The organism is Jiangella muralis, from assembly GCF_001270745.1.
Classification (GTDB): Bacteria; Actinomycetota; Actinomycetes; order Jiangellales; family Jiangellaceae; genus Jiangella; species Jiangella muralis.
On the sequence record NZ_KQ434752.1, the window covers coordinates 511,100 to 534,658 of the forward strand.

Consider the following 23,559-nt stretch of genomic DNA (forward strand, 5'->3'; position numbering starts at 1 on the left):
CCTCGCGGCGCGTCAGCGACCGCGAGGGAACATGATCATGGGCGTACGCGGCGGAGCCAGCGGCGCCGGCTCGTGGTCCGTGCAGTGGGCGTCGCGGTGTTCGGCGTCTCGGCCGCGGTCGGCTCGGGCGACTCCTCGGACGGCGACGGCGAGCCGGTCATGTCCGGCGGCTCGGTGGACGGGTCCTCCGTCTCGCAGTCGGGGTCGATGATCTCGCCCGTCGCCGGATCGACGCCCGTGCCGTCGTCGGGGCACACGCCGTCGGGCGTCTCGGTGCCGGACTCCGTCCCCGTCTCCGTGCCGCCCTCGGTCCCGGTTTCCGTGCCCGTCTCGGTCCCGGTTTCCGTGCCCGTCTCGGTCCCGGTCTCGGTCCCGGTTTCCGTGCCCGTCTCGGTCCCGGTCTCGGTCCCGGTCTCCGTGCCCGTCTCGGTCCCGGTCTCGGTCCCCGTCTCGGTCCCGGTCTCCGTGCCCGTCTCGGTCCCCGTATCGGTACCGGTGTCCGTCCCGGTGTCGGTACCGGTGTCCGTCCCGGTGTCGGTACCGGTGTCCGTCCCCGTGTCGGTACCCGTGTCGGTACCGGTGTCGCCACCGGACACGTCACCACCGCTCACATCGCCGCCCGAGACGTCACCGCCCGACACGTCCCCACCGCCGTCCTCGTCGCCGGGCGGCGTGGTCGGCGGAGTCGTGGGAGGCGTCGTCGGCGGGATGGTCGGCGGGGTGGTGGGAGGCGGAGTGTTCGGCGGCGTCGTCGGCTGCGGGTCGGGCGGCGTCGTGGGCGTCGGGCTGGGCGAGCCGGACGGGTTCGGCGCGTCGTTCGACGACGGCGGCAGCGGCGGACCGGCCGGGCCGGGGCCAGGGGTCTCGGTGACGTAGCCGCTGCCGTTGTCGTAGGCCCGGATCCAGGCCATCACGTTGTCGACGTACGCCGTGGACGGGTTGTAGCGGAACAGCGCCGACCGCAACTGCGCCTCGTCGGCGAGGTTGCCGCCGCTGGCGCACAGGTACTTCGCGGCCGCGAGGGTGGCGTCGAAGACGTTGTGCGGGTCGACGACGCTGTCGCCGTTGCCGTCGGCGCCGTACGCCTTCCAGGTGCCGGGGATGAACTGCATCGGGCCGACGGCGCGGTCCCAGACGGCGTCGCCGTCCCAGCGGCCGCCGTCGCTGTCGCCGATGGACGCGAAGCCGTTGCCGTCGAGTGCGGGGCCGACGATGCGCGGCACGACGGAGCCGTCGGCCGCGACCTGGCCGCCGTTGGCGTGCCCGGACTCGATCTTGCCGATGCCGGCGAGGATCTCCCAGCGCATGCCGCAGCCGGGGTTCTCCAGCGTCATCTTCGCCGCGGCGTTCTGGTACGCCTCGAGCACCACGCCGGGGATGCCCAGGCCGCTGGCGAGGGTCTGCGTGACGACACCGGGTGACGGTGTGGGGCCGACGATGAAGCCGGCCGCGATGGCTGCCGCGTTGTCGGCGACCACCGTGACCGAGGCCTGACCGTCAGTCGGATCGCTGGAGATGATGGCGTCGCCGCGGCCCTGGAAGATGCCGTCGGAGCCGGGCTGGTCGGACGAGGAGACCAGAGCGGTAGGTCCAGGGAGACCTGCCGCTCCGCCTAGGCAGAGAACCCCCGAGGTCGCCACGACGGCCCCAGCGGCTCGGAACACAGGTCGCAATGCGGACTCCCGTTCTCACGACGTCCCCACGAGCCTCGCATGTGATCGTCCGTTCGGTCTACCCCACAATGCAAACAGCCGACCAACGTGTGGTTTACACGGAGGAGTCAGTGTCCCGCTTCGTGCCAGGTACGGCCGATTCCGATGGAGACGTCGAGCGGAACCCGCAGCGGGTAGGCCGCGCCCATCTCGCGCCGGACCAGCTCCTCGATCTGGTCGCGCTCGCCCTCGGCCACCTCGAGCACCAACTCGTCGTGCACCTGCAGCAGCATGCGCGAGGCCAGCTTCTCGGTGGCCAGCGCCTGGTCGACCTTCAGCATGGCCACCTTGACGATGTCGGCCGCCGACCCCTGGATGGGCGCGTTGAGGGCCATGCGCTCGGCCATCTCGCGGCGCTGCCGGTTCTCGCTGGTGAGGTCGGGCAGGTAGCGGCGGCGGCCGAGCATGGTCTCGGTCCAGCCGACCATGCGGGCCCGCTCGACCACTTCGCTGAGGTAGTCGCGGACGCCGCCGAAGGTCTCGAAGTACTCGTCCATGAGGCCCTGCGCCTCGGCGTTCGGGATGTTCAGCTGCCGCGACAGCCCGTACGACGACAGGCCGTAGGCGAGGCCGTAGTTCATCGCCTTGATCTTGGCCCGCTGCGCCGGGCTGACGTCGGCGGCGGGGACGTCGAACACCCGCGACGCGGTGACGGAGTGGAAGTCCATGCCCGACGTGAACGCCTCGATCAGCGCTTGGTCGTCGGAGAGGTGCGCCATGATGCGCATCTCGATCTGGCTGTAGTCGGCGCTGAGCAGCGCCTCGCAGCCGGCGCCGACGACGAACGCCTCGCGGATGCGCCGCCCCTCGTCGGTGCGGATGGGGATGTTCTGCAGGTTGGGGTCGGTGGACGACAGCCGCCCGGTGGCCGCGATGGTCTGCACGAACGTGGTGTGGATGCGGCCGTCGTCGGAGACCGAGCCGAGCAGCCCTTCGACGGTGACCCGCAGCTTGGACGCGTCGCGGTGGCGCAGCAGCGCCGCGAGGAACGGGTGCTCGGTCTTCGCGTACAGCTCGGCCAGGGAGTCGGCGTCGGTGGTGTAGCCGGTCTTGGTGCGCTTCGTCTTCGGCATGCCGAGGTCGTCGAAGAGGATGGCCTGCAGTTGTTTCGGCGAGCCGAGGTTGACGTCGCGGCGGCCGATGGCGTCGTAGGCGTCGTCGGTGGCCTTCGCGACCTTGCCGGCGAACTCGGACTCCAGCGCGTGCAGGTGGTCGAGGTCGACGGCGATGCCGGCCCGCTCCATGCCGGCCAGCACGCCGACCAGCGGCAGCTCGACCTGCTCGAGCAGGGTGTGGCCGCCCTTCTTGTCGAGTTCGGCCTCGAGCGCCTCGGCGAGGTCGAGGACGGCGCGGGCGCGGACGGTCTCGTCGGCGCCCAGCTGCGCTTCGTCGCCGCCGTCGAGGGACAGCTGGACGGCGCCGCCGGCGTCCTCGGCGCGCAGCTCGCGGCTGAGGAAGCGCAGCACGAGGTCGGCGAGGTTGTAGGAACGCTGGCCGGGCAGCGCGAGGAACGCCGTGAGCTCGGTGTCGGCGGCCAGGCCCTGCAGCGGCCAGCCGCGGGCGGCCAGCGCGTGCATGGGGCCCTTGGCGTCGTGCATGACCTTGCCGCGGGCGGGGTCGGCCAGCCAGGCGGCGACCGCGGCGTCGTCGTCGGGGGTCAGCCCGGCCGGCTCGAACCATGCGCCGGCGCCGTCGGACGTGGCCACCGCCAGCTCGGTGATCTCGCCGGTGCCGCGGGCCCAGTGGCCGCGCACCGACAGCCCGGCGCGGCCCGCGCCGAGGTGCTCGGCCAGCCAGCCGGCCACCTCGCCGGGCTGCAGGTGCTCGGCGTCGATGTCGAAGCCCTCTTCGGCCTCGGGCGCGGTGTCGGGCTCGAGGTACTCGTACAGGCGCTCGCGCAGCACCCGGAACTGCAGGGTGTCGAACAGCTGGTGCACAGCCTCGCGGTCCCAGGTCTGCCGGGCGAGGTCGTCGATGCGGACGTCGAGCGGGACGTCGCGGACCAGCTCGGTGAGCTGGCGGTTGGTCATGACCTGGCCGAGGTGGGCGCGCAGGGCGTCGCCGGCCTTGCCCTTGACCTCGTCGGCCCGGGCCACGAGCTGGTCGAGGTCGCCGAACTCGACCACCCACTTCACCGCCGTCTTCTCCCCCACGCTCGGGATGTTCGGCAGGTTGTCGGACGGGTCGCCGCGCAGCGCCGCGAAGTCGGGGTACTGCGCCGGTGTGAGGCCGTACTTCGCGTGCACCGACTCGGGCGTCATGCGGGAGAGGTCGGACACGCCGCGGCGCGGGTAGAGCACCGTCACGTGGTCGGTGACCAGTTGGAAGGCGTCGCGGTCGCCGGTGCAGATGGAGACGTCGAGGCCGTCCTTCTCGGCCATGGTGGCCAGCGTGGCGATGACGTCGTCGGCCTCGAAGCCGTCCTTCTCGACGTACGGGATGTTCAGGACCGTGAGCACCTCTTTGACGAGGTCGACCTGGCCGCCGAACTCCTCGGGCGACTTGCTGCGGTTGGCCTTGTACTCCGGGAACCTCTCGCTGCGGAACGTCTTGCGGGACACGTCGAAGGCCACTGCGACGTGCGTGGGCGCCTCGTCGCGCAGCACGTTGATGAGCATGGACGTGAAGCCGTACACGCCCTCGGTGTGCTGGCCGGTCGTCGTGACGAGGTTGGCGTCCTTGAGCGCGTAGAACGCCCGGTAGGCCAGCGAGTGACCGTCGAGGAGCAGGAGGCGGGGAGAATCGGATGCGGCAACCACGCGGCAACCCTAGTAGCCGCCTCCGACAATGTCGCAGGGTCCGGGGAGATATCGTCCGGCCATGACCGACTCCGTCGCCGCGTACAACCGCCAGCCCGGCATCCCGCCCGCCCCGCTCGACGACCGCATGGGCATCGAGTACGTCGAGGCCAGCGCCGAGCGAGTGGTCGCGCGGATGCCGGTCGAGGGCAACACCCAGCCGTTCGGGCTGCTGCACGGCGGCGCGTCGTGCGTGCTGGCCGAGAGCGCCGGGTCGGTCGCGGCCAACCTGTACGGCGCGCCGGACAAGTACGCCGTCGGCGTCGACATCAACGCCACCCACCACCGCGGCGTCCGGTCCGGGCACGTCACCGCGGTCGCCACGCCGGCGCACCTGGGCCGCAGCTCGGCCAGCTTCGAGATCGTCATCAGCGACGACGACGGCCGGCGGGTCTGCACCGCGCGGCTCACCTGTTTCCTGATCCCGATCGAATCCGGCGACTGACGCCGGATGTTCCCGGGGTTCGGCACCGTCCTCAACGTCGTCACCGTCGTCGCCGGCTCCGCCGCCGGGCTGCTCGTCGGCCACCGGCTGCCGCAGCGCACCCGCGACGTGGTCACCGACGCGCTGGGGCTGGTCACGCTGCTCATCGCGGCGATCTCGGCGGCCGCCGTCCTGGACGAGGGGTTCGCCGCCGAGGTCGGCGACTCCGCGACGGTGCTCGTCGTGCTGGGCGCGCTGCTGATCGGCGGCATCGCCGGTTCGCTGCTGCGGATCGAGGCCCGGCTGGAGGACGTCGGGTCCGGGCTGCAGCGGCGGCTGTCGCGGGACGGGGACGGCGAGGCCCGGCGGCGCTTCGTCGAGGGGTTCGTCAGCACGTCGCTGCTGTTCTGCGTCGGTCCGCTGACGATCCTCGGGTCGCTCTCCGACGGCATGGGGCTGGGCTACGACCAACTGGCGCTCAAGGCGACGATGGACGGGTTCGCGGCGGTCGCGTTCGCGGCGTCGCTCGGGTGGGGCGTCATGGCCTCCGCCATCGCCGTCGCCGTGGTGCAGGGCCTGCTGACGGTGGTCGGCGTCATCGCCGGCGGATTGCTCGGTGACGCCTACGTCGCGGCGATCACGGCGACCGGCGGCCTGCTGCTCGTCGGCGTCGCGCTGCGGCTGCTGCGGATGAAGCCGCTACCCGTCGGTGACCTGTTGCCCGCTCTACTGGTGGCACCACTACTTGTCAGTATTGTCGCCGCCATTCGCTCCTGACGTGCAGGAATGTCGGAACGTCACCAACTGGTATCGGTCCGGACTCGGGCGCACCGCAGCCACGGTGACGTCCCAGAAGCGAGTTATGCTCCGGCACGAACGTCTGACGATCGGACGACCGATCTGACGTGTGCCTGCCACACGTGCGGCCGGTCCTGGGAGCGGGAGGTACACCACACGTGCAGAAGCTGGCCAGATGTCTGGGAGCGCTGCTCGCTGTCCTGGCCGCCGTCCTGCTCGCCACCCCGGCGGTGGCCCAGGGCAGCGGCGAGACGATCCACGGCACGCTCACGTACCAGGACGCACCCGTCGCAGGCGTCACCATCACCGTCACCACCGCCGACGGCGCGGACGTCGGTACCGTTCAGACCGCCGCCGACGGCACCTGGGAGGTGCCGGTCCCCGGACCTGGCGACTACGCCGTCACGCTCGACGCGGCCACCCTGCCGTCGACGGCGCCCGGCGTCGCCCGCGACACCATCGAGACCACCGTCAACCCGCAGCAGCGCAAGGTCGTGCTGTTCCGCGTCGGCACGCCCGAGGACGACGGCGGCGAGCAACCCGCACCGGAGGGCGAACCGTCCGAGGGCGGCGAGGACGAGACACCCGGTAGCGGCAGCGCGGAGTCCGAGGCCGGCGGGGACGTCACCGCCACCGGCGGCAACAACCAGCTGCTGCAGCTGTTCGTCAGCGGCCTGCGCTTCGGTCTCATCCTCGGCCTCGCCGGCCTGGGGCTGTCGCTGGTCTTCGGCACCACCGGCCTCACCAACTTCGCGCACGGCGAGCTGATCGTCTTCGGCGCGGTCACGGCGCTGCTGCTCAACCAGGCCGGCATCCCCGTGCTGATGGCGGCGCTGCTGGCCACCCTGATCAGCGCCGTCTTCGGGTGGGGCCAGGACCGCGGGTTCTGGAGACCGCTGCGGAAGAAACCCACCGGGCTGATCGCGCTGATGATCATCTCGATCGGGGTGTCGCTGATCCTGCGCTACCTGACGCAGTTCATCATCGGCGGCGGCCGCGAGACCTACGACGAGTACACCTACCAGGACCCGATCTCCATCGGGCCGATCAGCATCACGCCGCGCGACCTCATCATCATGGGCATCTGCGTGGTGCTGCTGGCCGCAGTCGCGCTGGCGCTGACCCGCACCCGCATGGGCAAGGCCACCCGCGCGGTCGCCGACAACCCGGCGCTGGCCGCCGCGTCCGGCATCAACGTCGACCGCGTCATCACCCTGGTGTGGACGGTCGGCACGGCGCTGGCCGGCCTGTCGGGCGTCTTCTTCGGCATGATCCAGGGCGTCGACTACCTCATGGGCATGCGCATCCTGCTGCTGGTGTTCGCCGCGACCGTCCTCGGCGGGCTGGGTACCGCGTGGGGCGCCATGGTCGGCGCGCTCATCGTGGGCATCTTCATCGAGGTCTCGGCGTACGTGGTCCCATCGGAACTCAAGACGGCCGGTGTGCTGGTCGTGCTCATCCTGATCCTCCTGGTCCGGCCGCAGGGCATCCTCGGCCGCCGCGAGCGGGTCGGCTGAGGCGGAAGGAGCAACGACCATGGACTGGGGAAACATCCTCGAGTTGTCGATGCGCGAGCTGATCGGCGTCCAGGCGATCGTGTTCGCCCTCGCCGCCATCGGCATCAACGTGCAGTTCGGCTACACCGGCCTGCTCAACTTCGGCCAGGCCGCGTTCGCCGCCGTCGGCGGCTACGGCATCGCCGTCATCGTCACCACCTATGACATGTCGTTCTGGCTCGGCCTGGTGGTCGCCATCGCCGGCGCGATCGTCCTGGCGCTGCTGCTGGGCATCCCGACGCTGCGGCTGCGGGCCGACTACCTCGCCATCGTCACCATCGCCGCCTCCGAGATCGTCCGCCTGGTCGGACGCTCGGCGTCGGGCCGCGAGGTCTTCGGCGGCTCCGACGGCATCACCGGCTTCAGCAACACGTTCTACGACTTCAACCCGTTCACCGAGCCGGTCTCGTTCGGCCCGTTCGAGTTCCGCGAGCGGGTGCTGTGGGTGCTCGCCGTCGGCTGGGTGCTGGTGGCCCTCTGCACGCTGACCGTCTGGCTGCTCATGCGCAGCCCGTGGGGCCGCGTGCTCAAGGGCATCCGCGAGGACGAGGACGCCGTGCGCAGCCTCGGCAAGAACGTCTACGCCTACAAGATGCAGTCGCTGGTCATCGGTGGCGTCATGGGGGCGCTGGCCGGCGTCGTCTACTCGCTGTTCCAGGGCGCGATGCAGCCGGACGTGTACGCCACCAACTTCACCTTCTTCGCCTACGCCATCCTCATCCTGGGCGGCGCGGCGACGGTGTTCGGCCCGGTTCTGGGCGCCGCGATCGTCTGGTTCGCGTTCCAGTTCATCGACCTCGCGCTGCGCGGAGCCATCCAGCAGGGGTACATCCCTGACTGGCTGATGGATTCCAACGACACCGGCGCCGTACGATTCATGTTGACCGGCGTCGTCCTGGTGCTCCTGCTGGTGTTCCGCCCGCAAGGCATTCTCGGCGACCGGAGGGAGATCGCGCTCGATGCCCGCTGACGATGACCAGAGGACCCCGACGTCCCTGACGGCCAAGCGCGAGGCGGCGGTCGCCGCCCTCGCCGGCGTGCCCCGCGAGCCCGGTGCCAAGAAGCCCGATCCCATCCTCATCGCCGACGACGTCAAGCGGCACTTCGGCGGCCTGCTCGCCGTCGACGTCGACCACGTCGAGGTGCAGCGCGGCTCCATCACCGCGCTGATCGGCCCCAACGGCGCCGGCAAGACGACGTTCTTCAACCTGCTCACCGGGTTCGACCGCCCCAATTCCGGGTCGTGGTCGTTCAACGGCCGGTCGCTGCATGGCACGCCGCCGTTCAAGGTGGCGCGCGCCGGCATGGTGCGCACGTTCCAGCTGACCAAGGCGCTGTCGAAGCTGACGGTCATCGAGAACATGCGGCTGGGCGCCACCGGGCAGCGCGGCGAGACGTTCTGGCGGGCGCTGCTGCCGTTCACCTGGCGCGCCCAGGAGCGGGAGATCACCGGACGCGCCGAGGACCTGCTGGCCCGGTTCAAGCTCGACACCAAGCGCGACGACTTCGCCGGCTCGCTCTCCGGCGGCCAGCGCAAGCTGCTCGAGATGGCCCGCGCGCTCATGGTCGGGCCGGAGCTCGTCATGCTCGACGAGCCGATGGCCGGGGTCAACCCGGCGCTCACCCAGTCGCTGCTCGAGCACGTCTCCAACCTGCGCGAGCAGGGCATGACCGTCCTGTTCGTCGAGCACGACATGGACATGGTCCGCGACATCGCCGACTGGGTGGTCGTCATGGGCCAGGGCAAGATCCTCGCCGAGGGCCCGCCCGACGCCGTCATGTCCGACCACAAGGTCATCGACGCCTACCTCGGCGCGCACCACGACCAGTCGCTGGCCGAGCTGGAGGAGCAACTCGAGAGCGGCACGCTGGCCGAGCAGGTGGCCGCCGAGCTCGGTCAGGAGCCGGCCGAGACCGTGGTGCCCGAGCGCGCCGCCGAGACGGGGGACGGACGATGAGCAAGAAGGAGACCGAGAGCAGCACCGTCGCCGACCGCTCGGCCCACCTGGCCGGCGCCGAGGGCGCCGTCCTGCGCGCCGACGAGATCGTCGCCTCGTACGTCGAGGGCGTCAACATCCTCACCGGCTGCGACCTCTACTGCAAAGAGGGCGAGATCGTCGGCATCATCGGCCCCAACGGCGCCGGCAAGTCGACGCTGCTCAAGGCGCTGTTCGGGCTGGTGCGCGTGCGCGAGGGCACGGTGCAGCTCAAGGGCGAGGACATCACCAACCTGCCGGCCAACCAGCTGGTGTCGCGCGGCGTCAGCTTCGTGCCGCAGTCGAACAACGTGTTCCCCGGCCTGACCGTCGAGGAGAACCTCGAGATGGGCGTCTACCAGGCGCCGAAGACGTTCGCCGCGCGGTTCGCGTTCGTCACCGACCTCTTCCCCGCCCTCGGCGACCGCCGCAAGCAGCGGGCCGGGTCGCTGTCCGGCGGTGAGCGGCAGATGGTGGCGATGGGCCGCGCCCTCATGGCCGACCCCAGCGTCATCCTCCTCGACGAGCCGTCCGCCGGCCTCTCCCCCGTCCTCCAGGACGAGGTGTTCATCCGCACCCGCGAGATCAACAAGGCCGGCGTCTCCGTCGTCATCGTCGAGCAGAACGCGCGGCGCTGCCTGCAGATCTGCCACCGCGGCTACGTGCTCGACCAGGGCCGCAACGCCTACACCGGCACCGGCCGCGAGCTGATCAACGACCCCAAGGTGATCGAGCTCTACCTCGGGTCGCTGGCCCGCGCCTGACGTGGCGGGCGGGGGCTCGCCGGTGCGTAGGGGGTGTCTGACGGATATTGGTGGATGCGGGCGGCGTCCAGGGACCGGTCCAGCAAGGCGGAGGAGAAGGTCGATGCGGTGCCATCGACCGACGACGACAACGCAGCTGGTCGGTTCCTGGGCGTCGATCCGCGCCGCCGAAGATCCGTCAGCCACCCCCTGGCCCCCGCCCACGTCTCACTCGTAGGGCTGGACGTTGCCCGGCGGGATGGGCGGGCCGAGGCTGTCCCACTTGGTGTGCCCGACGATCCGCTCGGGCGGCCAGGCGACCTGCCCGTTGGGCCACTTCTGCCCGGTCCGCTTCAGGAACCAGTCCGGCGGCGCGATGGCCGGCGGCTGGAAGTCGGCCGGGAGGAGGCTGGCCCACTCCACGTTCGCGGTGCGCGCGGCGTGCTCGGCCTTGATCTCGGCCACCAGCGCCGGCTGGGTGAACAGGTCGACGGCGACGGCGGCGAGGTAGCGGGCGGCGGCGATCAGGGCCACATGGCCCGCATGCGACACCGTCGAGCCGGTGGTCAGCCAGCTGTGGTTGGCCGTCCCCGACGGGCTGACCGGGGTGCCGAGGCTCAGCGTCGGGACGATCCAGCTGATGTCGGAGACGTCGGTGGAGCCGCCGCCGAGGAAGGTGTCGGCCGGCGGGCGCAGGTCGGCGACGCCGGTGCTGAAGCCGTTCTGGGCGATGCCGGCCGCGGCCTGCAGGCCCTTCCCGTACGCCTGGTCCTCGTCGGTGAACTCCGGCGCGCCGATCTGCACCATGTTGTCGTGGACGAGTTCGGCGCCGCGCTTGTTCGGGAGCATGTTCCAGATGTTGGCGACGGTGCGCTCGTGCACCTCCATCTGCATGGCCAGGCCCGCGGCCTGGGCGCAGTCGCGGACCTTCTGCGCCAGGATCGCCACCCGTTCCGGGGTCGCCTCGCGGACGAAGTACCAGGCGCCGGCCAGGGCCGCGTGCACGTTGGGCGCCTCGGCCGAGTGCCGGATCGCGTGGTGGATGCGGCCCGACGGCGCCACGTGGTGCTCGCGGATCAGGTCGGTGAGCATCGTCAGGGCCCGGACGGCGTTCTGCGCGTTCTTGTTGCCCAGCGGGCTGCCGCCGTGGCCGTGCGTGCCGCTGAAGTTGAACGCGATCGCCTGCAGCGCGTTGTTCGAGCCGAACCCGGTGCTGGTGTTGCGGCCGGGATGCCAGTCGACGAACACGTCACAGCCGTCGTAGACGCCCTTCATGACGTCGTAGGACTTGCCGACCAGCTGTTCCTCCGCCGTCGACCCGTAGAACTTGACGGTGCCGTCGAGGCGGTGCCGGCGCAGGGCGCTCGCCGTGGCCACGGCCGCGCCGGCCGCCGCCGCGCCCAGCGCCGAGTGGCCGCAGCCGTGCCCGTACCCGTAGTTCGGCGAGTACGGGTCGTCCTCGTACACCAGCGGGTCGTGCTCAGTGGACCCCTTCTGCTGCGAGACGCCGGGCAGCGCGTCGTACTCGCCACTGAACCCGATGACGGGGCTGCCGGTGCCGTTGCTGAACGTCGCGACGAACGTCGTCGGCAGGCCACCGACCGCCCACTGGATGCGGAATCCGGCCCGGCGCAGGAAGTCCGCCTCCGCGAGCGCCGAGTTCCATTCGGCCAGCGACGGCTCGGCGTACTCCCAGATGGTGTCGTTGAGACCGGTGATCGCGTCCGCGCTCCGATCGATGACGCCGAGCGCGGTGTCCTTGGCGTTGCTGTCCAGCGCGAGGCCGGTGGGCGCCTCGTAGTTGTCCGGGCTGACCTCGGCCGCGGCGTACGCGGCCTGCCGCCCGGTGAGGCCCGGGACGACGGTCGCGGCGGCGGCCGCGGCGGCGCCCAGGCCGATCGCGTGACGTCGGCTGAACTGCCGGCTGCTGACGGGTTCGTTGTGGTCGGTGTCGCACATCGCAATCGCTCCTCACTGCGGCCACGATGGGCCGGACAGGCGGCTGAGCTGCGTAGATGAGCGGCGTGGCGCCGTCGCCGGAACCGCTGGGCCGGGCGCGACCAGAGTGGTCGCGCATAGGCATGACGGATGTCGAAATGGGTCGGCTGGAGCTGATTTCGGCGCCTTGAACGGAAGCTACAAGAGCACTGTATAAAATGTCAACGGTCGTATCACGCCCCGGTGCGGGCGCGCGAAAAGGCCCCGCCGGGCACGCCCGGCGGGGCCTTCGCGGTGCTGCGTCAGGTCACTGCGACATCGTCCGCTCGACGAAGTCGATAGGCGCCGTGTTGTTCGTGGCGTCGTACTGGTACACGCCGATCGTCGCCGTCTCGGGGTCACCGGCGTCGGTGAACTCGATCGGGCCGGAGACACCGTCGTAGTCGATGTCCTCACCGTCGGCGAGCAGGTCGGCGCACTCCTGGAACGCGGTGCACTTGGTGCCACCGCGCGAGGCCTCGACGAGGTTGTCGGCGATGTCGCGGCTCTCGACCGAACCGGCCTGGACCGAGGCCAGCGCCAGCAACATGGCCGCGTCGTACGACTCGGGGCCGTAGTTGAAATCGACCAGCTCGGGGTCGACCTCGAGCAGCCGGTTCCGGAACTCGTCACCGATCTCCGCGCCCGGCTGGGTGCCCTTGTTGCCGTCGAGCAGCCCCGCCGGCAGCTGGTCGCCCCAGTTCGAGATGTTGCCGTCGACGAAGTACAGCGGGATCTGCTGCGGGCCGATGCCCTGCGTGACCAGCTCGGGGATGATCGTGACGGTCTCCTCGAAGCCGATCAGCGCGATAGCGTCGGGCGCCGCCGCCGCGAGCTGCGTGATCTCGGACGTGTAGTTCGACGCCTGCGGGTCGTAGACGATCTGGTCGACGACCGTGCCGCCGCCGCTCTCGATGGTCTCGGTGAGGTACTGCGCGAGGCCGTTGCCGTACGCGTCGTCGAGGTTCATGATCGCGACGTTGGCGTGGCCGTCGTTGAGGATGGTGTCGCCGAGCACCTGGCCCTGCAGCACGTCGGACGGCGCCGTGCGGAAGTACAGGCCGTCGTCCTCGTAGGTGGTGAAGTCGGGCGAGGTGTTGGCCGGCGAGAACATGATGGTCTCGTCCTGCACGATGCGGTCGAGCACCGTGAACGACACACCGGACGACGCGGCGCCGATGATGGCCGCGACCCCGCCCGAGAGCAGTGTCTCCGTCGACTGCTGGGTGACGGCCGAGTTGCTGGCGTCGCTGGAGTCGGTGTGCGTGACCTCGACGTCGTGGCCGAGCACGCCGCCGGCCTCGTTGATCTCCTTGATCGCGAGATCGACGCCGGCGAACTCCGGCGGGCCGAGGAAGGCGAGGTTCCCGGTCTCAGGGAGCAGCGTGCCGAGCGTCAGGGGCTCGTCGCTGGTCGCCTCGGCGTTGCCGCCGCCGGGCGACTCGCCGCCGGAACCGCTGTCGTCGTCGTCGCCACCACAAGCAGCCAGCACGAGCGAGGCTGCTCCGGCGACGGCAAGAGACCGCCACAGTCGCGATGTGCGGGTCATGAGATGTCTCCTTCGCCGAGCCGGCCGCCGTCACCAGCCGCCGGTTGGGTCTGCGATGATTTCCGAAACCTATGCCGTGCGGCGGCCCAAACGTAGTAGTGGTGGCCAACCAGGATCATCTTGTTAGAACACTGTGACCTTGGACATCATCCGTCAATGCCCACGACTTCCCAGGCTTCTTCCCGTAGGACGCCGAACTTGATGGCGCCACCCACGCGGTCGCCGTACTCGTCGAACGAGACCTCGCCGGTGGCCCCGGCGAAGTCCAGCTGACGCATCTCACCGAGGCAGCCGCGGCGGGCCGACGACGCCGAGCTGGCGGGCGGCAGGCAGCGCGCCAGGACCGTGCCGACGGCCGTCCCGGCGTCATGGGCGGCCGCGCCGAACTCACCCAGCGGCACGCCGACGTCCTCGGACAGCCGGCCCGACCGCACCCCCGCCGTCGCGTCCAGGTCCCCGGGCCGGGCCCGGACGGCGCCGTCGGCCCCGTCGTCGGCGAAGTCGCCGCCGAACGCCGTCGCGCCCAGCAGCGTCGCCTCCAGCCCGGAGCTGCGGACCTGACGGTCCGTCTGCACCGCGATCTCCGGGTCGCCGGCCACGAACACCGCGGCCGCACCCTCGGCCTTCGCCTTGGCGACGACGGCGGCGACGTCCTCGCCGCTGGCCACGACCTTGCCGCCGAGGTCGTCGACCGCCGCGGCGAACGCCTGCGCCTCGGCCGCGTCTCCCCCGTCGACGACGGCGACGTTCCGCGCGCCCAGCCCGCTGACGGCGTACCGGGCCAGCGCCGCGGCCGGCGCCTCCGCGCCCACGGCCGTCCGGAAGTAGGAGCGGTACGGGCGCAGCGGCGCGCTCGGATCCGCGCCCAGCGTGTGCGCCGGCACGACGTCCGCGGGCGACACGAACAGCACGTCGGCGCCGTCGAGAATCGGCTGCGCCGCGCGCACCGCCGCCGTGTTCAGCCCGCCGACCACCGCGACCGCGTCGCCGTCGGCCAGCTCCGTGACGGCGTCGGCCGCCGCCTCGCCCTTCTCGCCCTCGTCGACGGCGACGACCTCGACCGTCCAGCCGCCGATGTCGCCCGCCGTCTCCTCGACGGCCGCACGGACGGCCGCCAGCACCGCCTCACCGTCGGCCTGCTGCCAGCCGGTCTCCGGCACCAGCACGCCGACGGTCGCCGTCTGCGCGCCGGCGTCGTCGTCGCCCAGCGCGCCGAGCATGCCGCAGGATGAGAGCAGCGCGGCCGCCGCCGTCAGCGCGGCCCACCCCGCGCCACGACGCAACGACATGTCAGCTCTTCGACTCGCCCTCGGAATCGGACAGGACGACCTTCGCCACCTCACGCATGGACGTGCGCTTGTCCATGGCGGCCTTCTGGATCCAGCGGAACGCGTCGGGCTCGCTCAGCCCGTACCTCGTCTGCAGGACCCCCTTCGCGCGGTCGACCAACTTGCGCGTCTCGAGCCGGTCGTTGAGATCGGCGACCTCGTTCTCGAGCAGGGTGATCTCCTCGTGCCGCGACAGCGCCATCTCGATGGCGGGCACGAGGTCGGCCTTGCTGAACGGCTTCACGAGGTACGCCATGGCGCCGGCCTCGCGGGCCCGTTCGACGAGGTCACGCTGAGAGAACGCGGTGAGGATGAGCACGGGGGCGATGCGCTGCTCGACGATGCGGGCCGCGGCCGAGATGCCGTCGAGCACCGGCATCTTCACGTCCATGACGACGAGGTCGGGGCGGTGCTCCTCGGCCAGCCGCACGGCGCTCGCGCCGTCGGCGGCCTCTCCCACCACCTCGTAGCCTTCCTCACCCAGCATCTCGATGAGATCGAGGCGGATGAGCGACTCGTCCTCGGCGACGAGAACACGTCGGGCGGGCGCGGCTGGCGTAGGCGTTTCGGTCACCCGGGAAGCCTACTCGGCGCATGTTACGGATAAGGGTAGGCTGGGCCCCTGTCGCCGCCGGAGCGCGGCCCGGTAGGCAAACTGGCAAAGCCGGCGCACTCAAAATGCGTTGTTTGCGGGTTCGAGTCCCGCCCGGGCTACCAGCACCAACACTGCGCTAGCTGTCGATACCCACGCCGCCCGCAGGGCACATGGTGTGCACGACTCCCCACCGGCCCGGCGCAACGGTGTGGGATCGCTGTGCGTGGCGGGTGGCGTTGCTGTTGCCAGAGCAACAGTGATCCACCCCACTCGACGCAGCGAATCCACACGGTGAGGTGGGGATCCCGCACTGGACACGTTGGCCGTTGTGCGGCAGTGGGCCGTCCCCCTGCTGCCCATTTTCTCAGCCGCGGCACCGCGCCTCAAGCGGAGCCCAACGGCGCTTCGCGCGGGCGAAGCACCGCTTGACCCGCGCGCACCGCGGCCAAGAACGGGCAGCTATCAGGGGCACGGGGGAAGTGCGGGCAGAGCCCGCCCGGGTGCACCGTTCACCCGTCCTCCTGCGGTTCACGCGTCTTCGATGGCGAGAGTCGTGTTCCGGGCGCCGTTGGACGATTCTGGCCATCGAAGACGTCCCAGATCATCGACGTCACTCGCGTGGTGGGCACCTCACCCGCCGCAGCACCGGATGAACTTCGTCGGCGGCGGTTGTGCGGTGCTGACGCGAGTGAGGTGCACCCGGCGCGCGTGAAGTGAGGCGTGCCCAGACTCCCCCCGTCCCCCTGATAGCTGCCCGTTCTTGGCCGCGTGCGCGCGGGTCAAGTCCAAGCCCCCCGGCCACAGCGAACGCCGACCACAGCGGGCGCGGACTTGAGGCGCGCGTGCGCGGCTAAGAAAATGGGCGCCAGGGGGACGGCCAACGTGCGGACCACGGCGAACGCGGCAGACCCAGGCGCACGGCCGGCCAGCCAACGCGAAGCCCGCCCGACCGAGTCGCCCGGGCCGGTCGGCAGCACCGGCCGTCGCCTTGGCTAGGCTGACCGCCGCCCGCACGTCCGGTTCATCCCGATACCCAGCATGGTCAGCAGTGCCAAGGCATCCGTGGCGATCAGCCCACCCAAACTGCGTAGCGCTATCGAAGTCGGTGGCGGCCAACGTGGCGGCGTTGGCGGTGTCGTCGCTCGCGTCCGGAACCATCTCCTAAGTTCCTTAGTTGACAAGGAGATCGATCGGGACAGACGGAGGACAGACCGTGAGCAACGCCAGCTCGGCGGGCCGGCGCAGGCGACGCGCCGGCTCCCGGCACCACGACGACGCGACACCGGACCGCACGCCCGCCCGCCGCGGCCCGGTGGCCACCGCGGTGGGCGCGGCCGGCGAACTGCTGCTGACCGGCGGCGCGCTGGTGCTGTTGTTCGCCGTCTACACGCTCTGGGGCACCGGCATCCAGACCGCCGCCGCCCAGGACGACCTGCGCGACCAGCTCGGCTTCGACGCGCGCGGCGGCGGCTCGCCGGCGGTGGACGGGCCGGAGGTCGACGGGCCCGCGGTCGACGGGCCCGCTGACCAGCCGGCCGCCGTCGCCGAGCTGGACCTGGGCGACGCGTACGCGATCATGCGCATCCCCCGCTTCGGCGCCGACTGGGAGTGGGTCATGGTCGAGGGCGTCGAGGACCCGGACCTGAAGAACGGGCCGGGCCACTACCCCGACAGCGCGGACGCCGGCCAACTGGGCAACTTCTCCATCGCCGGGCACCGGTCCGGCCACGGCGAGCCGTTCGCCGACTTCCCGGAGCTGCGTGCCGGCGACATCGTCGAGATCGAGACCGCCGGCGCCGTCTACCTCTACGAGCTGGACGACGCGCCGGACGGCGACCCCGACGGCAACAAGATCGCGATCTCCGACACCTGGGTCGTCGACCCCGTGCCGGGCGAGCCCGACGGCACCGAGCCGGCCGAGCGGCGCATCACGCTGACGACGTGCTGGCCGCGGTACGGGTCGTCGGCGCGCATGTACGCGACGGGCGTGCTCATCGGCGTCGAGGAGCGGTAACCGGCCGCGTCGGCGACCCCCATTCGTAAGGTACCCCCCTAGGGTATAGACTCCGGTTCCTTGCATACCCCATACCCGTAAGGAGTACCTGATGTCTTCCATGTCTCCACCAGCGACCTCGAGTCGCTGGCTCGCTCTCGCGCTGATCGCCACGGCGCAGTTCGTGGTGATCATGGACACGTCGATCATCGGCGTCGCGCTACCCGAGATCCAGGCCGACCTGGGCTTCAGCCAGGGCGATCTGTCCTGGGTGTTCAACGCGTACGTGGTCGCGTTCGGGGGGTTGTTGCTGCTGGGCGGCCGCCTGTCGGACCTGTTCGGGGCGCGCCGCCTGTTCGGGATCGGCTGGGCCGTGCTGCTGGCCGGGTCGGTCGTGGCCGGGGCGGCGGACTCCGTCGCCGTCGAGCTGACCGGGCGAGCGGTACAGGGCGCCGGCGCCGCACTGATCGCACCGGCCGCGTTGACGCTGCTGATGATGCTGTTCGGCGCGGAACCGCGCGAATTGACGAAGGCGCTGGCCATCTACGGCGCGGCCGCCCCGGCAGGCGGTACCGCGGGGGTCTTCCTCGGCGGCGTCATCACCGAGTACGTCAGCTGGCCGTGGGTGTTCTACGTGAACGTGCCGATCGCGATCGTCGCGCTGCTGGCGGCGCCCGCACTGATGCCGTCCGGCCGGGGCGGCGCCCGCGGTAGCGTCGACCTGCTGGGGGCGCTGACGGTGACCGCGGGCCTCGGCGCCGCGGTGTACGCGATCGTCCGCGCGCCGGAGGCCGGCTGGGCCTCGGCGTCGACGTGGCTGGGGCTGGCGACGGCGGTCGTCCTGCTCGGGGTGTTCGTCGCGATCCAGGCGGCCCGCCGCGAGCCGCTGATGCGGCTGTCGATCTTCCGGACGCCGAACCTCGGTGCGGCGAACCTCGCCCAGGTGCTGCTCGGCGGCGCGTGGATCCCGATGTGGTTCTTCCTGAACCTCTACCTGCAGCAGGTGCTCGGCTACAGCGCGTTCCCCAGCGGCGCGGCGCTGATCCCGATGACCGCGCTGATCATGATCGGGATGATCGCGCTCGCGCCGCGGGCGATCGGCCGGTTCGGGCCGAAGGCGATGATCGTGACGGGGCTGGCCATCCTCACCGCGGGCATGGCGTGGCTGTCGCTGATCCGCCCGGACGGCTCGTTCTGGGTGGACGTGCTGCCCGCGTCGCTGCTCGCCGCGCTCGGCATGTCGCTGGCCTTCATCCCGTCCCTGGGCACGGCGATCTCGTCGGCCCGTCCGGAGGAGGGCGGCCTGGCCGCGGGCATCGTCAACACCAGCTACCAGATCGGCTCCGCGCTCGGACTGGCCGCGATGACGGCGGTCGCGTCGGCGTTCGGCGCGGACCGGCTGGGCGACCTGGACGCGCTGACCGACGGGTTCTCGGCCGCGTTCCTCGGCGCCGCCGGCATCGCGCTCGCGGGCGCGCTGCTCGCGGCGGTGACGCTGCGGTCGCGGCAGCCGGTCACGGCCGGTCAGGCTGGATGACGGGTACCGGCCGGGCGTCGTCCTGATGGGTCGAGGACGACGCCCGGCGGTATGCTCGTAGGCTGGGCCGATGCATCTGGGTGACCGGTTCTGGCGGTTCTGGGCGGCGGCGACACTGGCGAATCTCGGCGACGGCATCCGGTTGGCGGCGTTCCCGCTGCTGGCCGCGTCGCTGACCGACGACGCGTTCGCCGTGGCGGCGGTGGGCGCCGCTGCGGCGCTGCCGTGGCTGGTCACCGGGCTGGCCGCCGGGTCGCTCGCGGACCGCCGCAGCGCGCGGACGCTGCTCGCGGCGGCCGACACCGGGCGGATCGTCGTGCTGCTCGGGCTGGTCGCGGCGCTGCTGACGGACACCGCGACGCTGCCGCTGGTCGCCGTCGCCGCGTTCGCACTGGGCGTCGCCGAGACCGTCCGCGACACCGCCGCGCAGACCGTCGTGCCGCGGCTGGTGCCATCGGAGCTGCTGGAGCGGGCCAACGGGCGGCTGATCGCGGGCGAGGTCGCCGGCAACGAGTTCGCCGGCCCGCTGATCGGGGCCGCGCTGTTCGCGGCCGGGGTCGCGCTGCCGTTCGCGGCCAACAGCGCGACGCTGGCGATCGCCGTCCTGCTGGTCCTGACGCTGCCCGCGGCGCTGCTCGCCGCGACCGCCGCCCGCGAGACGGATGGGCCGGCCGTCCCCAGCGGCGTGCGGGCCGGGCTCGGCTGGCTGGCCCGGCAGCGGGTGCTGCGCGGCCTGATGGGCGCGATCGCCCTGGTGGCGCTGGCCGATGCCGCCTGGTTCGCGGTGTTCGTGCTGTACGTGGACGTGCGGCTGGGCGCGGGCCCGCTCGGCTTCGGCGCGTTCCTCGCGATCGGCGCGGCCGGCGGACTGGCCGGCGCGCTGCTCGCCGACCGGTTCATCGGAGGGCAGCGGCACCGCGGCGTGCTGTTGGCCGGCATCGCCGTCACCGCCGTGACGCCGGCGCTGCTGCTGGCGGCGCCCGCGACGTGGGCGGCGGTCGTCGTCGTGGTCGCGACCAGCGGCGGCTTCGGCGTGATCAACGTCGCGGCCGTGTCGGTGCGGCAGCGGCTGACGCCGCCGGGGCTGCTCGGACGGGTGACCGCGGCGTGGCGGACGGTGGTGTTCGGCGCCGGTGCGGTGGGCGCGCTCGGCGGTGGCGCGGTGGCGTCGTGGCAGGGACTGCAGGCGCCGTTCGTGCTCAGCGCCGCCCTGGGCGTGATGGCGATCGCGCTGTGGTGGTCGTCGGCCCGCCGTGGACGCGGCCCGCTGATCGCCTGAGCCCCGGAGGGGACGCGCCCCTCCGGGACCCCGTGACCGGTCAGGCCCAGGCGTACAGCTCGGCGAACGTGTCGCCGCCGTCGGCGGAGACGACGATCGAGCCCTCGAGCGCCGCGTACACGGAGCCGTCGGCCCCGACGGTGATCGCCTGCGGCCGCTCCCCCAGCGCGCCACGCTCGTCCCACGTCGTGCCGCCGTCGGCGCTGTACTGCATCGCGCCGTCGGGGGTGACGCCATAGAGCTCGGCCGCGCGCGGCCAGTCGGCCAGGAACAGCACCGGCGCGCCGTCCAGCGGGCCGAACGTCCGCCCGCCGTCGGCGCTGATCCGCGGGCCTTCCTCGGTCGTGATGAGCAGCGTCTGGTCGTCGTCGGGGTGGACGGTGAGGTCGGCCAGCGGGACCTGCCCGAGCCGCTCCCACGTCGTCCGGTCCGTGCTGGACAGCAGCTCGCCGGTGCCGCTGCTCCAGCCGTAGACCATCGACCCCTTGGCGTCGAGCGCGTGGAAGTCGACCTCGCCGGACAGCGACCGGCTGACCCAGCTCGCGCCGCCGTCGGCGCTCTCCAGCAGGCCGAGATCGCCGGGCAGGTCGGTGCGGCTGTTCGGGTGGCCGCTGGCGAGGAACTCTCCGGCGCCGGTCATGGTGAAGCCCATGAAGTCGTGGTCGTCCGGGCCGGCCGGCACCGCCTCGCCGGCCGCGCTGATCTCGTACAGGCCCTCGTGCGTGGCGACGTAGAGCAGCCCGTCGGCCGCGCCGAGGCCGTGGATGTGGCTGAACGCGGGCGCCGCGGCGGCGCCGGCAGCGCCGGCACCGCCGCCGAGCATCGCCTCCATCTGCGCGATCTCGGCCTCCTGGGCGTCGACGACGGCCTGGGCCAGCGCCAGCGCCTCGGCGTCGGCGCCCTCGGCCCGTTCGGCCTCGGCCATCGCGATGGCGCCGCGGTGGTGCTCGATCATCATCTCCAGCCACATCCGCTCGAACTCCGCGCCGGTCGCGGCGCCGAGCGCGTCCATGTCCTCGGCCGACATCATGCCGTCGGCGGAGCCGCCGCCGTGGCTTTCGTGGCCGCCGCCGGAGCTCGGCGAGGGGTCCTCGCCCCAGCGCTCCAGCATGGCGGTGAGCTGGTCGATCTCCGGCTGCTGGACGGCCTCGACGGCGCCCGCCAGCTCAGTCAGCTCGGCGCTGACGCCGTCGGACGGGACCAGCGCGGCCATCTCGATGGCCTGGGCATGGTGCTCGATCATCTGCCGGGCGAAGTCGGTGTCGGCCGCGTTGGCGGCGGACGCCGGGGCGGTCGCCGAGGCGTCCGCGCCCGGGTCGTCGGAGTCGCCGCCGCAACCGGCGAGCAACAGGCCGGCCACCGCGATTCCGGCGGCGGGCAGGGTGAAGCGCGTGCGAACCATCGTGTCCTCTCAAACTGTGCGTGAGCATGCGAACGTGCAGGTCGGGCAGAGCCAGACCGGCTACGTCCGCATGACGCACAGGGACACCAGGAGCGCGGAGCCGTGTCGACGGGGCGGCGGCCGGGCCGGAGCCGGCGGCGTCAGCAGCGCACCGGGCGGCAGCAGCGACGTCCACCGTCGCGGGCCGAGCAGCAGCCAACCGGCCAGCAGCAACACGGCGGCGGTCAGCACGGCCAGGCACAGGTGGAACAGCCCGTGCCCGGCGGTGTCGTCGCCGGACGCGGCGCCGTCGTCGTGGCCGGCCGGCGCCCCGTGGCCGGCCGCCGCGGCGGAGTCCATGGCCGTGACCTGCGCTTCCGCGCGTCCGTCGCCCGTGCCGGCGAGGTGGTGCATGGCGACCAGGCCGAGGGCCAGCACGGCGACGAGCAGCAGCCGCAGCGCCAGCTGCCGCAGTGCCTGCCGTCCGGTCCTCATACACCCACGATAATCAGGTCCCGGCGGCACCTTGCGGATACCCCCACCCTGTATCTAAGGTACCCCTACGGGGTATTCGTATTGAAGGAGCGAACATGACGAGCACACTGCAGGTGGAGATCGCACCGGCGACCGTCGCGGAGACCGAGGCGCTGACCACCATGGTGCGCACCTCGGCCGCGTACACCGGCGAGTACCGGGTGATGGTCGCGACCCAGACCATCGACGCCGCGTACATCGGGCGGCACCTGACCCGGGTCGCGCACGGGCCGGACGGCGAGCTGCTCGGGTTCGTCACGCTGCAGGTCCCCGGGCGGGGCGGGCCGGGCGAGGGCGAGGTCGACTTCATGTTCGTCGCCGACGACGCGCAGGGCCGCGGCATCGGCCGGCTGCTCATCGACGACCTGCGGGCCGAGGCGGCGGCGCTGGGCCTGCACCGGCTGCACGTCGTGTCGCACCCGCCGTCGGCCGGCTTCTACCGCAGCTGCGGCTTCCGCGACACCGGCGTCATCGCGCCGTACGGGCGGATCGGCTGGAGCCGGCCGCACCTCATCCTGGAGCTGGGCTGACCCCCTGCGTCAAGGGCCCGCATGACCATCGGCTCGGCGGCCGGGTGACGATCAGCGTTCCTCGCGGAACTCCACGTGCCGCTTCGCGACCGGGTCGTACTTGCGCAGCACCATGCGGTCGGGGTCGTTGCGGCGGTTCTTGCGGGTCACGTACGTGAACCCGGTGCCGGCCGTCGAGCGGAGCTTGACGACGGGGCGCAGTTCGGTGCGGGCCATCGGGATCCTTTCCGAAGTTCGGTGGACGGCGTCAGCCCTGGCGGGCCTTGAGCCGCGGGTTCTGCCGGTTGACGACGAACAGCCGGCCGCGCCGCCTTACGACCTGCGAGCCGGGCCGGTTCTTCAGCGACCTGAGCGAGTTGCGGACCTTCATCGCGACCCCTTCCTTCCGAGAACGATTCCCATAACGCACAGGGCGGCGCGGGTGTTCCCGGTCAGCGCGGCCGCGGCAGCGGGACGACGGCGAGCAGCCGGCCGAGCCCGAGGAAGTCGCCCGGGTTGGTGGTGTACAGCGGCAGGTCGTTGGCCACGGCGGTGGCCGCGATCAGGAGGTCCGCGACGCGACGCCGCGGCGTGCTCCCGGCCGCCAGCACCGCGGCGGACACCTGGCCGAAGACCCACGCCGCCTCCGCGTCGAACGGCAGCGGGTCGAAGGTCGCCTCGGTGTGCTGCAACCCACTGAGGCGACGCGCCCGCCCCTCAGGGTCGTCGGTGTGCAGCGGACCGGCTGACAACTCGGCCAGCGTGACGGCGCTGATCACCAGCTCGTCCGGGAGCCGCGCGGCGTCCAGGGCCGTGAGGTGGATGACGACGTTGGTGTCGATCAGCCCCGCGAGTCTGGTCACCACTCAC

21 protein-coding genes and 1 tRNA gene are annotated in these 23,559 nt (G+C 71.9%); 11 read left to right on the forward strand and 11 right to left on the reverse strand.

Going from position 1 to position 23,559, the window contains the following annotated elements; translation table 11 throughout:
- Nucleotides 1-35 precede the first annotated feature (35 nt).
- Together ACW62_RS33800 and polA are read right to left on the reverse strand one after the other, a co-directional pair.
- Entirely contained in the window at nucleotides 36-1,640 is a 1,605-nt protein-coding gene (locus ACW62_RS33800; protein ID WP_157574409.1) for a lytic transglycosylase domain-containing protein, read from the reverse strand.
- Nucleotides 1,641-1,780: 140 nt separating this feature from the next.
- The gene (gene polA, locus ACW62_RS05235) at nucleotides 1,781-4,471 is read right to left on the reverse strand and encodes a DNA polymerase I (RefSeq protein WP_053203003.1); all 2,691 of its coding nucleotides are present in this window, start codon (nucleotides 4,469-4,471) and stop codon (nucleotides 1,781-1,783) included.
- Nucleotides 4,472-4,532: 61 nt separating this feature from the next.
- On the opposite strand from polA, the gene ACW62_RS05240 reads away from it, so the two are divergent.
- The 6 genes from ACW62_RS05240 to ACW62_RS05265 all read left to right on the forward strand — a co-directional run bounded on the left by ACW62_RS05240 (nucleotide 4,533) and on the right by ACW62_RS05265 (nucleotide 10,028).
- The gene (locus tag ACW62_RS05240) at nucleotides 4,533-4,955 is read left to right on the forward strand and encodes a PaaI family thioesterase (protein WP_053203004.1); all 423 of its coding nucleotides are present in this window, start codon (nucleotides 4,533-4,535) and stop codon (nucleotides 4,953-4,955) included.
- A 6-nt stretch (nucleotides 4,956-4,961) separates the two neighbouring features.
- The gene (locus ACW62_RS05245) at nucleotides 4,962-5,711 is read left to right on the forward strand and encodes a DUF554 domain-containing protein (RefSeq protein ID WP_053203005.1); all 750 of its coding nucleotides are present in this window, start codon (nucleotides 4,962-4,964) and stop codon (nucleotides 5,709-5,711) included.
- A gap of 179 nt (nucleotides 5,712-5,890) precedes the next feature.
- A complete protein-coding gene (locus ACW62_RS05250; RefSeq protein ID WP_053203006.1) occupies nucleotides 5,891-7,249 on the forward strand; it encodes a branched-chain amino acid ABC transporter permease in 1,359 nt (452 codons plus the stop codon).
- 19 nt (nucleotides 7,250-7,268) lie between these two features.
- On the forward strand, nucleotides 7,269-8,258 hold the full coding sequence (locus ACW62_RS05255) for a branched-chain amino acid ABC transporter permease (RefSeq protein WP_053203007.1): 990 nt from the start codon (nucleotides 7,269-7,271) through the stop codon (nucleotides 8,256-8,258).
- Nucleotides 8,248-9,246, forward strand: coding sequence for an ABC transporter ATP-binding protein (locus ACW62_RS05260; protein ID WP_053203008.1), 999 nt, complete (start codon nucleotides 8,248-8,250; stop codon nucleotides 9,244-9,246). Before ACW62_RS05255 ends, ACW62_RS05260 begins: the two co-directional genes overlap by 11 nt.
- Complete coding sequence (locus ACW62_RS05265; protein WP_053203009.1) at nucleotides 9,243-10,028, forward strand: ABC transporter ATP-binding protein; 786 nt, start codon at nucleotides 9,243-9,245, stop codon at nucleotides 10,026-10,028. The genes ACW62_RS05260 and ACW62_RS05265 overlap by 4 nt, the downstream gene beginning before the upstream one ends.
- Nucleotides 10,029-10,235: 207 nt before the next feature.
- Here the strand turns inward: ACW62_RS05265 and ACW62_RS05270 are convergent, their stop codons facing one another.
- The 4 genes from ACW62_RS05270 to ACW62_RS05285 all read right to left on the reverse strand — a co-directional run bounded on the left by ACW62_RS05270 (nucleotide 10,236) and on the right by ACW62_RS05285 (nucleotide 15,435).
- Nucleotides 10,236-11,966, reverse strand: a complete 1,731-nt coding sequence (locus tag ACW62_RS05270; protein ID WP_053203010.1) for an amidohydrolase — start codon at nucleotides 11,964-11,966, stop codon at nucleotides 10,236-10,238.
- A 286-nt stretch (nucleotides 11,967-12,252) separates the two neighbouring features.
- On the reverse strand, nucleotides 12,253-13,533 hold the full coding sequence (locus tag ACW62_RS05275) for an ABC transporter substrate-binding protein (RefSeq protein WP_053203011.1): 1,281 nt from the start codon (nucleotides 13,531-13,533) through the stop codon (nucleotides 12,253-12,255).
- 146 nt (nucleotides 13,534-13,679) lie between these two features.
- Nucleotides 13,680-14,822, reverse strand: a complete 1,143-nt coding sequence (locus tag ACW62_RS05280; RefSeq protein ID WP_053203012.1) for an ABC transporter substrate-binding protein — start codon at nucleotides 14,820-14,822, stop codon at nucleotides 13,680-13,682.
- A 1-nt stretch (nucleotide 14,823) separates the two neighbouring features.
- Nucleotides 14,824-15,435, reverse strand: coding sequence for an ANTAR domain-containing response regulator (locus ACW62_RS05285; RefSeq protein ID WP_053203013.1), 612 nt, complete (start codon nucleotides 15,433-15,435; stop codon nucleotides 14,824-14,826).
- Nucleotides 15,436-15,501: 66 nt separating this feature from the next.
- Between ACW62_RS05285 and ACW62_RS05290 the strand changes: the two genes are divergently transcribed.
- From ACW62_RS05290 to ACW62_RS05305, 4 genes are all read left to right on the forward strand, one after another.
- Nucleotides 15,502-15,578: transfer RNA gene (locus ACW62_RS05290), tRNA-Leu, on the forward strand.
- A gap of 1,091 nt (nucleotides 15,579-16,669) precedes the next feature.
- Nucleotides 16,670-17,470: a class E sortase gene (locus tag ACW62_RS05295; RefSeq protein WP_053203014.1), complete on the forward strand. Its 801-nt coding sequence runs from the start codon at nucleotides 16,670-16,672 to the stop codon at nucleotides 17,468-17,470.
- Between the two features lie 91 nt (nucleotides 17,471-17,561).
- On the forward strand, nucleotides 17,562-18,986 hold the full coding sequence (locus ACW62_RS05300) for an MFS transporter (RefSeq protein WP_053203015.1): 1,425 nt from the start codon (nucleotides 17,562-17,564) through the stop codon (nucleotides 18,984-18,986).
- Between the two features lie 70 nt (nucleotides 18,987-19,056).
- On the forward strand, nucleotides 19,057-20,265 hold the full coding sequence (locus ACW62_RS05305; protein WP_053203016.1) for an MFS transporter: 1,209 nt from the start codon (nucleotides 19,057-19,059) through the stop codon (nucleotides 20,263-20,265).
- Nucleotides 20,266-20,305: 40 nt separating this feature from the next.
- On the opposite strand, the gene ACW62_RS35075 is transcribed toward ACW62_RS05305, so the two are convergent.
- Together ACW62_RS35075 and ACW62_RS05315 are read right to left on the reverse strand one after the other, a co-directional pair.
- Nucleotides 20,306-21,667 (reverse strand): F510_1955 family glycosylhydrolase, encoded by a 1,362-nt coding sequence (locus ACW62_RS35075; protein ID WP_053203017.1) that lies wholly within the window; start codon nucleotides 21,665-21,667, stop codon nucleotides 20,306-20,308.
- Between the two features lie 60 nt (nucleotides 21,668-21,727).
- Nucleotides 21,728-22,141: a DUF6153 family protein gene (locus ACW62_RS05315; RefSeq protein WP_053203018.1), complete on the reverse strand. Its 414-nt coding sequence runs from the start codon at nucleotides 22,139-22,141 to the stop codon at nucleotides 21,728-21,730.
- Nucleotides 22,142-22,236: 95 nt separating this feature from the next.
- Here ACW62_RS05315 and ACW62_RS05320 point away from each other — a divergent pair, with 95 nt between their 5' ends.
- Nucleotides 22,237-22,710, forward strand: a complete 474-nt coding sequence (locus ACW62_RS05320; protein WP_053203019.1) for a GNAT family N-acetyltransferase — start codon at nucleotides 22,237-22,239, stop codon at nucleotides 22,708-22,710.
- A gap of 51 nt (nucleotides 22,711-22,761) precedes the next feature.
- On the opposite strand, the gene rpmG is transcribed toward ACW62_RS05320, so the two are convergent.
- The 3 genes from rpmG to ACW62_RS05335 form a co-directional block, all read right to left on the reverse strand.
- Nucleotides 22,762-22,926: a 50S ribosomal protein L33 gene (gene rpmG, locus ACW62_RS05325; protein ID WP_053203020.1), complete on the reverse strand. Its 165-nt coding sequence runs from the start codon at nucleotides 22,924-22,926 to the stop codon at nucleotides 22,762-22,764.
- 31 nt (nucleotides 22,927-22,957) lie between these two features.
- The gene (gene ykgO / locus ACW62_RS05330; RefSeq protein WP_053203021.1) at nucleotides 22,958-23,080 is read right to left on the reverse strand and encodes a type B 50S ribosomal protein L36; all 123 of its coding nucleotides are present in this window, start codon (nucleotides 23,078-23,080) and stop codon (nucleotides 22,958-22,960) included.
- A 61-nt stretch (nucleotides 23,081-23,141) separates the two neighbouring features.
- A complete protein-coding gene (locus ACW62_RS05335; RefSeq protein ID WP_053203022.1) occupies nucleotides 23,142-23,555 on the reverse strand; it encodes a type II toxin-antitoxin system VapC family toxin in 414 nt (137 codons plus the stop codon).
- Between the last annotated feature and the right edge of the window lie 4 nt (nucleotides 23,556-23,559).